Origin of the sequence: Paenibacillus allorhizoplanae (genome assembly GCF_927798215.1) — a bacterium.
Classification (GTDB): Bacteria; Bacillota; Bacilli; order Paenibacillales; family NBRC-103111; genus Paenibacillus_E; species Paenibacillus_E allorhizoplanae.
The window spans coordinates 58,937-70,491 of record NZ_CAKMMW010000004.1 but is presented as its reverse complement, the minus strand read 5'-3'; the positions used below and the strand labels follow the sequence as shown (position 1 = coordinate 70,491).

At 45.8% G+C, this 11,555-nt stretch carries 9 protein-coding genes; 7 read left to right on the top strand and 2 right to left on the bottom strand.

All coding sequences use genetic code 11. The features are described from left to right. The first annotated feature begins 43 nt into the window (after positions 1-43). The 7 genes from L6I86_RS09145 to L6I86_RS09115 all read left to right on the top strand — a co-directional run bounded on the left by L6I86_RS09145 (position 44) and on the right by L6I86_RS09115 (position 10,340). Entirely contained in the window at positions 44-1,840 is a 1,797-nt protein-coding gene (locus tag L6I86_RS09145; RefSeq protein WP_236286467.1) for a cache domain-containing sensor histidine kinase, read from the top strand. Between the two features lie 5 nt (positions 1,841-1,845). Beyond that, positions 1,846-2,934, top strand: a complete 1,089-nt coding sequence (locus L6I86_RS09140; RefSeq protein WP_236286464.1) for a helix-turn-helix domain-containing protein — start codon at positions 1,846-1,848, stop codon at positions 2,932-2,934. Between the two features lie 121 nt (positions 2,935-3,055). Beyond that, a complete protein-coding gene (locus tag L6I86_RS09135; RefSeq protein WP_236286462.1) occupies positions 3,056-4,330 on the top strand; it encodes a hypothetical protein in 1,275 nt (424 codons plus the stop codon). Positions 4,331-4,583: 253 nt separating this feature from the next. Further along, positions 4,584-6,239 carry a PucR family transcriptional regulator gene (locus L6I86_RS09130; protein WP_236286460.1) on the top strand — a complete coding sequence of 552 codons (1,656 nt, stop codon included), beginning with the start codon at positions 4,584-4,586 and terminating at the stop codon, positions 6,237-6,239. Positions 6,240-6,362: 123 nt separating this feature from the next. Beyond that, positions 6,363-7,478: an alanine dehydrogenase gene (gene ald / locus L6I86_RS09125; RefSeq protein WP_236286458.1), complete on the top strand. Its 1,116-nt coding sequence runs from the start codon at positions 6,363-6,365 to the stop codon at positions 7,476-7,478. 231 nt (positions 7,479-7,709) lie between these two features. After that, positions 7,710-9,356 (top strand): M48 family metallopeptidase, encoded by a 1,647-nt coding sequence (locus L6I86_RS09120; protein ID WP_236286456.1) that lies wholly within the window; start codon positions 7,710-7,712, stop codon positions 9,354-9,356. Between the two features lie 24 nt (positions 9,357-9,380). Further along, on the top strand, positions 9,381-10,340 hold the full coding sequence (locus L6I86_RS09115) for an acetylxylan esterase (RefSeq protein ID WP_236286454.1): 960 nt from the start codon (positions 9,381-9,383) through the stop codon (positions 10,338-10,340). Between the two features lie 18 nt (positions 10,341-10,358). Here the strand turns inward: L6I86_RS09115 and L6I86_RS09110 are convergent, their stop codons facing one another. Next, a complete protein-coding gene (locus L6I86_RS09110; protein ID WP_236286452.1) occupies positions 10,359-11,276 on the bottom strand; it encodes an AraC family transcriptional regulator in 918 nt (305 codons plus the stop codon). Position 11,277: 1 nt separating this feature from the next. Beyond that, on the bottom strand, positions 11,278-11,484 hold the full coding sequence (locus tag L6I86_RS09105; protein ID WP_236286450.1) for a YrzA family protein: 207 nt from the start codon (positions 11,482-11,484) through the stop codon (positions 11,278-11,280). Positions 11,485-11,555 lie beyond the last annotated feature (71 nt).

Here is an 11,555-nt window from a genome sequence, read left to right as displayed (position 1 = left end):
GAGCAGTCGTTTATTTTGCTTGTATGGGGGTGTAGATGCAGAAGTGTGGAAGAAAATACATGCATCCTTAAAATGGAAGCTGGTTAGCCTGCTCATCGTTATCATTGTGTCAATGGTGTCGATGATCGGGTTTTTCAGCTATTACGATACGTCTCGAACCATTCGGCAGGACGTTTCTCATTTCAGCGAGCAGATCTTGCGTCAAGCCAATCTCAATCTGAACCGACAGTACATGGAATATGAGCGTGGACTCCTGGTTCTTGGCACAAGCAATGAGTTCACAGAGTGGCTCAAAGTTGATCCAACGGATCGCTTCGAGCTCATTTCCGGTTTTCATTCTTTGGAGCGTAATTACTTGCGGTCTTTTCTTGTGCGCCAGCCTGAGATCATGTCCATATCCATGTTATCGGATAAAGGCGGTGAGTTTAATTACGCGCTCACTTCAGGGCTATCCAAGGATTATTCGATGGCAAACGAGCCATGGCTGAGTGAAGTTGGTCGGCTCGAGAAGGTTCATCATCGTGTCGTTCAAAGTACCGCATATGTGAATTATAACAGTAATCCGGAGCAAGTACTTATCTTGTCGATGGCTGGCCAATTTGGCGAGCCTGATGCCAAAGGGTTCCTGAAGATGGATATCTCACTGGAGCCGGTGCAAACCATTCTCAACCAGATGGAGCTTGGAGATAAAGGTATAGGACTTATTGCCAAACCAGATGGAACCATCTTGGTTCACCAGAATCAATCGCAAGTGGGCAGCGTTCTGGAACCCGATATTACCGAACAATTGACTGCGCAAAGCGGTACGTATCTTCGAAAAGAAACGCAACAGCTGCTTGTATTCGATACGATCCCTTACACCGGTTGGAAAACGGTCGCGATTCTATCTAATCAAGATATCACGTCCAGTATCAACAGGGTTCGCAACGTAACGATCGGGATCGCATCGACGGGTATCCTTCTTGCGATCATTCTTGTCACTTTGGTAGCCACTTCGATTACAAGTCGTTTGTCCAAGCTCAGGTCCCATATGAAGCGGGCTCAGTATGGGAATTTCAGTGATCGCATTCATATTGAAGGTTCGGACGAAGTATCGGATTTAAGCCATTCCTTTAACAGAATGTTGAATGAGCTCGAAGACTCGATCCTACAGTTGACGGAGACACAGGTGATGCAGCAACGAGCCGTATTCTCTGCGATGCAGTCCCAGATTCGCTCTCATTTTTTATATAATTCACTAGAGTCTATTAATTCCATGGCTCATTTAGCTGGACATACTGACATCGAGAAGACCTCCATTTCGTTATCCCGCATGCTCAGATACACATCCAACTACCAGGATATGCTTGTGAAGCTGGAAGATGAGATTGCTCATGTCAATCACTATATGAATATAAGCCGAATCCGTTTTGGAGAGGAAGTCAGCTACCAGATTCACATACCGGAGGACTGCCGTGAGGTGCTTTGTTTAAAAGTCATTCTACAGCCTATTGCGGAAAATGCCATCAAGCACGGCATTGAAACCACAGGTGAGCTGACACGTTTGGAGGTATCTGCGCAGCGGGACGGTGACTTCGTCTCTATTGTTTTTGAAGATAATGGAAAAAACTACGACGAAGAGCGGCTGGAAGCTTTCCGTACTCGACTGCTTCTGGTGACGCCATCGCAAGAAGAATACGCCTCGCTCACGAATGTCGGTCTCTTAAACGTTCATTTCCGTTTGCAAGCCTTTTACCAGATGAATGGTGTAGGTGTCGAAATAAGTAAAGGAAGCCGTCTTGGAGGTGTTAAGGTTACCGTAAGAATTCCCTATAGATTGAACAGCCAAAAGGAGCGATAGCCGAAATGTTCCGTGTACTTATCGCAGATGACGAGCACCTTATTCGGTCGAGTTTAACAAGCAAAATCGAGCAATTCAGCGAGGAAACAGTTGTTTCTGGCCTGGCAGCCAACGGTGTGAAGGCTCTGGAATGGTTGGAGGAACATTACGCGGATATCTGCGTGACGGATGTCAAAATGCCGCTGATGGGCGGGCTGGATCTGATTGCGAAGGTCAACGAGAGATATCCGTGGATGATTTCTGTGGTTGTTTCGAGCTATGACGAATTTGAATTTGCCAAAACAAGCATGCAACTCGGAGCCATCGATTATATTATCAAGCCTGTGGACCAGGAGCAGCTGAATGGAGCTCTTGCCCGAGCAATCGGTGAAGTGGCCTCGCAGCGGCGAGCGGAAGCTGCCATGCTGTTCATGCGATCGATTCCTCATCATCAGGACATGCTGCAGCGATGGGTACTGCAGATCCAGACCGTTCAACTCGAGATGCTTCCGCTCTTAGTCGTGGATACCTTGGATATGTTGGAGAGTCTGGCAGGAGACCGATTCTATTTGTTAAATCCTCTTTCCATGGCATGGTTGGAAATGATTGTGGAAGAGCTGAAGAAAGAAAAGGTCAAGATTGAGCTGCAAGAGGGCAAAGATTTGGGCCTTTGGGAAAAGACGATTCTGCAGGATAAAGTTCGCAGCTATTTCCGCTTGTGTGCGGTTCGCCGTCTGGAGGAAGGGGCACAACGGATTTTTGCAGTCACACAAGCCGTTAAGGACCAACCGTCCCGCAGGGCGATAGAAGAGGTAAAAGCATTCATAAACGACCATTACGCAGATAAGCTGAATCTGCAGGAAATTGCGGATCAGGTTGCGATAAGCAGGAATCATTTTGCCCATTTATTCAAACAGGAAACCGGAACGACGGTTTGGAACTATTTGATTCAAATACGGATGGGGAAAGCGAGAGAATTGCTGCTAGGCACCGATAAGCGAATTTATGAGATTGCACACGATGTAGGATACGACAACAGTGTTCACTTTTCTCAGGTATTTAAAGAACAGTTTGGCTTAACTCCCGCTGAATTCAAAAAACGAATGGAGCGGTAAGTCAGATTCAGTTTCCGACTATTCCGATCTATATCGTGCCATGCCCTCATTGTGACGGAGAATCGATTCCCCTAAACTGAGAATAAAGCGTTCTTATTCATTAGCTCTTAGGAGGAGTAGCATGAGTCAATACTATAAAGTTGAGCAATCTAATAGGAATTGGGCTTTTATTTCGCCGCAGAACACACCCTTTTATTCCGTTGGTGTAAATGGCGTGCATAATCAGATCGTGGATCAGGCACATTGGCTGAAAACGGATCTGGTACACAAATATGGCGGGAATCGTGAATGGTTTCCCAAATGGGCTGCGGAAAAGCTAAGCCAGGTTGAACAATTCGGCTTCAACACATTAGGCGCTTGGCACGAACCCTTCTATTGGGGAAACGGCACACCGAAAACAGTTGAAATCCGCATGTCCAGATTTGCGCCGAAGGTGAATACGGATTGGGGGACAGGCTTCCCTGATGTTTTCGACCCCAAATTCTATGCTTCTGTGGAACGTGCATGTCTGGATTGCTTTATGAGCGGGCGTGGTGAGGCCCTATTGAACGATCCAGGTGTTATTGGGTATTATACCGATAATGAAATACATTGGTGGGGACACGGGGGCAAATGGGGCAACAATGACCCCGGCAACGGTGCTAATGATACGAGCCTAGTTGACGACTATTTGGAACAGCCGGCAAGGGGTTACGGCAAGTTGGCTTGGATCGAGATGTTGAGGAAACACCATAGCTCGATTGAGAGTTTGAATGAGACATGGGGTGCCGAATATATGGATTTCGAAGATTTGGCGCATATTGCGGTTTACCGAGCGGATCATCCTGAAGCGCTGGAAGCGGATAAAATGGGTTTCCTTCGTCGGATTGCAGAGGTTTATTACCAAACGACATCGGCTGCACTCAAGCGATATGATCCAAATCGGCTTAACCTGGGTGACCGGATGGTTGGAACGAGTACACCAGAGATTGTTTTTGATGTGATGAAAGACTATGCAGATGTCATCACGTTGAACTTTTATAGCTTCGACCTGCCTGAACGTTGGATGAGTCACATTCACGATAGAACTGGCTTGCCATTTATGATAACTGAATTCAGCTTCTGTGCGGGTAGGGAAGCGGGATTTCTGATCAATACGAACGGAGCCCGTAATGTCCTTGTTAGGAATCAGTCCCGGAGGGGAGAAACGTATCGGAACTTTGTGGAAGAAGCGGCCAGGTTGCCCTTCGTTGTGGGAACGCATTGGTTCGCCATGTACGACTATGGGAATCCGCAAGGCTTGATTGGGAATTATGGGCTGCTAGATCTTGCAGACGAGCCGTATGAAGAATTCGCGGAATTGGTCTGTCAAGCGAATGAAGATGTGCTTCGGATCAGAAATTCGATAACACTGTAAGTAGGAAAAGTTGATTGTACACGCAGCTCATACGCCGCTAGCTCATTGTTCTTAGAGCTGGCGGCGTTTTCATGTTTGAAGGGAGCAATCAGATGTTGGCGTAGGGATATGAATCTTATTAGATTTTCGTGTACACTGAAAATGAAACGAAATGAACGTATGCATGTTATATCCACAAATACTCTATCACAAAGATTGTGGATAACTTTTAGAGAAGATTAGATCGAGAACGAGTAGAGAGAAGTGAGTTTAGATGCATCAAAACTATCAATTAACCGTTGAAGAGATATTAGCACGCCCCTCCTTTCAACATGCTTATATCGCGGCTGGCAAAATGGGCTTAGGACGATTGGTACGCTGGGTTCACATTATCGAGGTGATTCAGTTTGAACAATTGCTGCAAGGTGGCGAGATGATCCTAACGACAGGTGCCGCATTTAAGAACGATACGAAATCGTTCATGACCTATCTAGAGCAGCTAATCCACAGAAATGTAACCTGTCTTTGTATCGAGATGGGACACTATATTAGTTCAGTTCCCCAAGAATGGATGGATGCGGCCGAGGCTCACGATTTCCCGCTCATTATTTTCCCAGAAGCGGTTCGATTTATTGACATCACGCAGGATATCCATGCTCATATTATTAATCAGCATCATAAAGCACTTCAGGATTTGGAGAAAATATCACGTGAATTTCATCGCATGACGTTGTCTTCCCAAGGTGTCACGCATGTACTCGCTTTAATGCAAAGCAGCACCAAAGGTCAAGTTATTTATGTGCCAATCGATGCTGGGCCGAAATTCACTCCGCCGCTTGGCAAACGGGAGTCAGCGCAATGGCTGGCTTTCCTTGCAAGCAGAAGTACAGAAAGCGGGTATGACGAAACAGGAGCAGGGTTGTATTTTGAAGACATAGAGGGGCAATCCGTTATCGTTCAGCCTGTTGGGGCTATGGGCAAAACCTGGGCCCACATTATGCTCGTGCTTGATCGTAAGCCGCAGGAATATGACTATTTAATTCTAGACTCAGCCTCTCTGTCTATTGCACAGGATTTGTTGCGGAAACGGTACATGGAAGAACGGAAATTGTATTCCCAAACACTGTGGGTAGATGATCTGCTTCATATGCGTATTTATCAGGAGGAGCAGATCAAAGATCTGATCGGTGGTGAATTTAAACGTCTGAATGCGCTAACGTATCAGGTTCTCTTGATCGAATTTGAGCAGGAGCAAGAAGATGGTATGACTGCGGAAGAGGAGGGGATCGAATCTGCGGGTCTTCATTTGTCGCTTGCGGCTAGATCGATTTTTGAGGGGCAGCTATTTCATCCCATCATTACGTTAAAACATAACAGACTTGTTGTTCTTGCATTCGATAAGGCTCCTAAGAAGCCAGCGAAGGAGCGTTTGCAGCATGTGCTTGAGTCGCTTCAAGGGATGAAGGATCACGCGGGGACTCGGTTGAAGATCGGTATTGGACAGCCTATTCAAAGCTTCTTGAAGGCGCATCGCAGCTATCAGGAAGCGCTTCAAGCATTGTCATTAACCGTTACGCTGCAGCAGAAGAACGTTATGTTTTATGATGAGTTAGGCGTTTTTGAGCTATTATTTCATATCGCGGACAAAGGGGTTCTGGCGTCATTCATCCGATCCTACCTCGGTCCGATTATTGATCACGATACGCTAAAAGGCAGTGAGCTGCTGCGAACACTTAAAGTGTATCTCGACCATGATGGATCGAAGCAAATCGCTGCGCAGCAGCTTTTTATCGTGAGACAATCTCTCTATTATCGATTGGACAAAATTGAAGAGCTGCTAGGCGCTGATTATATGCTTCCTGAGAAAAGATTGGCGCTGCAAGTGGGAATTAGAGCCTATCAGCTCCTTCATCCAGAGAAGAAATTGTGAAAAGAAAAGTGGTAGTTTTTTGACAAAATGTCTAATGGCATGCGCCACAATCTCTCTTATACTTGGAGACAAGTAGAGAGCGATCCTTATTATGAAGGGGTCCTCAAGAGAGGTTGATGGGGCATGATTATTGGCGTTCCGAAAGAAATTAAAAATAATGAGTTTCGCGTTGGCATGACACCGAGCTCGGTGCTTTCATACAAACAGGCAGGACATGAAATACGGGTCGAAACGTTAGCAGGTTACAGCATTGGTTTCACAGACGAGGATTATGAGGCGGCTGGTGCAACAATCGTTGCAACCGCAGATGAGGTATGGTCATCGGAGATGGTTGTCAAAGTGAAAGAACCGCTGCCTGAAGAATATGGTTACTTTCATGATGGTTTGATCTTGTACACGTATCTTCATCTTGCTCCTGAAGCGGAATTAACGCATGCCCTGGTTAGTCAAAATGTAACGGCCATCGCTTATGAAACGATCCAACTCGATAACGGGAGCTTGCCGCTCCTAACGCCGATGAGCGAAGTGGCTGGACGTATGTCTGTGCAGATCGGTGCTCATTTTCTAGAGAAAGCTCATGGCGGCAAAGGCATTCTGCTTGGTGGTGTCCCTGGCGTTGAACCAGGGAAAGTAGCTGTAATCGGTGGCGGCATTGTTGGCGCGAATGCAGCTAAAATGGCCATCGGGCTCGGTGCTGAGGTGACGATCATTGACTTGAATGCCGACCGGCTTCGTCATTTGGATGATCAATTTCAGGGCCGTGTGAAAACGATCATGTCCAATCCCTACAACATCGCTGAAGTAGTACGACGTGCAGATCTCGTTGTTGGCGCGGTACTAATTCCTGGTGCTCGCGCACCTCGTCTAGTGACCGAGGAAATGGTAAAAACGATGAGTCCAGGCAGTGTGATCATCGACGTTGCCATTGATCAGGGCGGATCGATCGAGACGATCGACCGCATTACAACCCATGATCAGCCAACCTATGTGAAGCATGGGGTCATCCATTATGCCGTAGCCAATATGCCGGGAGCCGTGGCGCGTACCTCTACATTGGCGTTGACGAATGTAACGACCAGCTATGGACTACAAATTGCAGGCAAAGGTTTCGCGCGTGCAGCGCTCGATAACAAGGCCATCGCCAAGGGGATTAATGTGACACAAGGACATGTCACGTATCAAGCCGTCGCTGAGGCTCATGGCTATGCGTACACGGATATTTATTCGCTGATTCGATAGAACAGAATTGGGGGCCTCCGCAGGATTGCGGAGGTTCTTTTTTATGGGCAGGTGATGTTTAACGTTAAAATAACGTTAAAATGGAATCCCAGATCCCCGCAAATTCGCATTGACGCTACATTTATTAACATATAAAATTGGTGAGGTGAAACGTTTCAATTGCAGAATTTGCCTTTGAATTAGATATTAAAACAAATAAGCTTCATATGTTCCTCAATAGGAGATGACAAATTGACTACGATACAGCAACGCCAAGACGAAATTATTGCGAAAATAGCGCATGCAGCTTATAAACAGCCAGTTCTGAGTAATGGTTTTCTTTTCGAAGGGGACGTGCGTGACAATTTCTATTACGCATCGTATCTATTCGCTGCTGCTGTGGATCACTCGATTACCTTCGAAGGCGATCGTAAAGAGGCGAAGGATAAAGCAGAAGGTGTTTTCCTTCATCTACTTGAGATTCAAGATCAAGATCCAGCTAGCAGCACTTATGGTCACTGGCCACTTAATTTAAGACCAACGCCTCAAGAGGCGTCTAAGAATACATTGCCAGTTGAGCTCATGGGGAGCTTGATGGTTTATTTTGCCCAGCGATATCAAGAGCAGTTGAGTGAAGCGCTTCGTGAAGCATTTGATAAGGCGCTTCGCCATATTTACGACAGTAACTTTTATCGGAAACCGCTAACAAGTTATGGTCATCACGAAGCCAAATATACGGCTGCGAAGCTGATTTTCGGACAACGCTATGAAGATGCTGCTTTAGTCCAAGATGGTTACGAAAGTCTACAATTGACACTCAAACGAGTCACGGCTAATGGGATGACAGAATACGGTGGTCTCCCATGGTTCTGGCATTGGGTGCAGGCTTTCACCTGTGCGTCGCAGGTGATCCAAGATACAGCAATTCGGAGTGAGCTAGCTCGCATGCTGGATTATTTATGGCGTGAACGCGCGACGTTCTACTTAGGTGGCGCTTGGGCAGGTCCGCACGCGCGGATTTGGCCGCATGACATGCCCAAGGATACGAATGTACTTCACGATTATGTGCAATACGGGGACTTCAAACTGCCGGCGCACATGCCAAGAACCGAATATGCGGGATTCCTTGCGTATGAAGCGCCAGCACAAACCATTCAAACTGCCTTGCATCGGTCATCCGTACCCGTCGAAATTAAACGACAAATTCCTAAACAAATCGGTCAAGGTCAGCATGAGAATGATCATCTCCATAGTTATGTATACCTCACAAAAAGCTTTGCAATGGGCGGTATGTGGGAACGAATTCGCGAGTTCGATAACGAACAGCATCGCTGGGACATTGCGTTCCCGCTTGATCACGTGCAAGGTGTGAATCATGCTTATTTTTTCCATCCAGATTTGGAGCAGCCAGAAGGAGATTTACGTCATCAAAGCGAATACACAGAAGTGCTTTTTCATAAACAAGTTATTATGGCTACCTATTCCATACCAGAAGACCAGCCTACCTACATCAAAGGGTGCTTGCCGCTAGGTGAGTGGGTTGAGTCACCTAACGGACTTTTTGGACGGGTAGGTAACGCTTTAATGGCCGTATACATCCAGCAACCATATCATCGTGAAGTTCTGGAGGATCGTTGTTTTGTAACTAGTCGAGGTAGAACAAATGCAGTCGTCGTCGAATGCGTTGATCAAGCAAATGCAGAGTCACTCGGCATTCGCGATGTTCACCATTTTGCAGAAATGATGAAAGTCAAGCAACCTACATACGGTGAAAATAACACGATTACATATACTTCCCTGTCCAATCAAACGTTGTTGTTAAGCGGCGATCCAACGAAGGAAATCAGTAAACGTATTGATGGTGAAGTCATCGATTTCACTTCGTATACGATCGCTTAAAATCATAGAAATGAGGATGGACACATGCCTGCAGTTGATTATCCATTAGAAAAGCTACACACGTACGAAGGACGAAATCCAAGACCTGAAGATTTTGATACGTACTGGGAGCGCGCAATCGCTGAAATGAAGGCGGTAGATCCCCAAATCGAGCTTCGCCCAAGTGAATTCCAAGTACCATATGCAGACTGCTTTGATCTGTATTTCACAGGTGTTAAAGGTGCTCGCATTTACGCGAAATATGTTCGTCCGAAGAACGTGACTGAACCGCATCCAGCTATTGTTCAGTTCCATGGCTACTCCGGTAATTCAGGGGATTGGAACGATAAACTGTCTTACGCAGCGCTTGGCTATTCCTTCTTCTCCATGGATTGCCGTGGTCAAGGTGGATTCTCGGAGGATGTTGGCGGAACCAAAGGAACGACGCTAAGAGGACACATCGTTCGTGGATTAGATGATCACCCAGATCAGCTCCTGTTCCGAGATATTTTCTTAGATACCGCACAGCTTGCTGGCATTGCGATGAGTATGCCTGAAGTAGACCCTGCACGTGTAGGAGCAATGGGTGGTTCGCAAGGCGGTGCTTTAACGATTGCTTGTGCAGCACTTGAGCCGCGTATTAAGAAATTAGCACCCGTCTATCCTTTCCTCAGTGACTATAAGCGCGTATGGGAGATGGATTTGGCGAAAGATGCCTACCAAGAGTTGAAGGACTTCTTCCGCCGTCATGACCCGCAGCACAAACGTGAGGAAGAATATTTCACGAAATTGGGTTACATTGATATTCAAAACCTAGCAAATCGTATTCAAGGTGATGTGATGATGGCCGTAGGTCTCATGGACACGGTATGCCCGCCGTCTACCCAATTTGCTGCTTATAATAAAATCACTGCAAACAAAAAGCTAGAAATCTTCCCGGATTTCGGACATGAAGGATTACCAGGTTTCAATGATTTGACGTTCCAATTCATGATGGATCTTTAACAAATTAAAAAACCACTCTCATTCAATTGATGTGAGTGGTTTTTTGCGCTCAGCTTGCTGCTGGCGATATTGTCTTGGAGTGACACCGATCATTTTTTTGAAAAGCTGATTGAAGAATTTCATATCTTGATATCCAACAAGTGCAGCAATATCGCTGATTTTATCGGAGGACTCGCGTAAATACTGACAACACGCTTCCAATCGAGCATGCTGCACATAGGTTGTGTAGCTCATGCCTGTGAGCTTTTTCAATTGTCGTTGGAGCTGGCGTTCACTCAATGAAAGCTTTGCAGCCGCCTCAACTAACGTGATTGGATCGCTGCAATTCATTCGAATATAAGTCAGCAAATTTTCGATGCTTTTCATGCTGTTGTGAGGAACCGAAGAATCCGGATCGAACTTCGCTCGATGCATGTAGACGAACAGCTGCTCAACACACGATTGCATAACAGTAATAAAACCAGCTCGTCGAGCTTTATACTCGAAATGTAATCGTTCAAACAACGGTTGAAATTCACCATTTTGTTCATGAAATGAGAGGAATTCTACACCGCCATGAGGATCGGTTGCTTTTTGAAAAAAAAGTGGAATTTCTTGCTCGCCCATTATCGCTGCATGCTGAAGCAATTGGTTCATCCATGCCTGTGTGAAAATACAGTTATACACGATGAGTGGCTTATTCTGATTCGTAGATGCGGGACGAAAAACATGGGATATGCCAACAGGCAGGAAGAAGAGGTCGCCTTTCGTAACATTCATACTGACATTTTCTATATAATGGGAACCTCTGCCTTCTGCCACATAGCTGATTTCAATGAAATCATGGGTGTGCTGTTGCATGTCGAAGGATTCATGAACACGATTTACATAAAGGGGCAGTTCGGGAACGAAATATAAGTGGCCACCCGATTCTGTAATGATGCGCTTCATCGTCATGCTATTTCACTTTGAAATGAACAACAGCGCTATACAGCATTTTCCCTGCATTCGGGTCGAATACGATGTTGTGCTGGATGGCAAAAACATCGAGCATTAGCGCCTTGTTGTTGTCGACTTGATCATTGATTTTCTTTTCAAGTGTTTTTAAATCATAAGCCTGGAAAAACTCAATTTTATTTTCGATACGATCTAAAATAAAGTCCATGATCCTGCGCCTCCTATAGGTCTATGTAAATTTATGACGACTTCTCTTATTATAACGTCAATATCTGATAT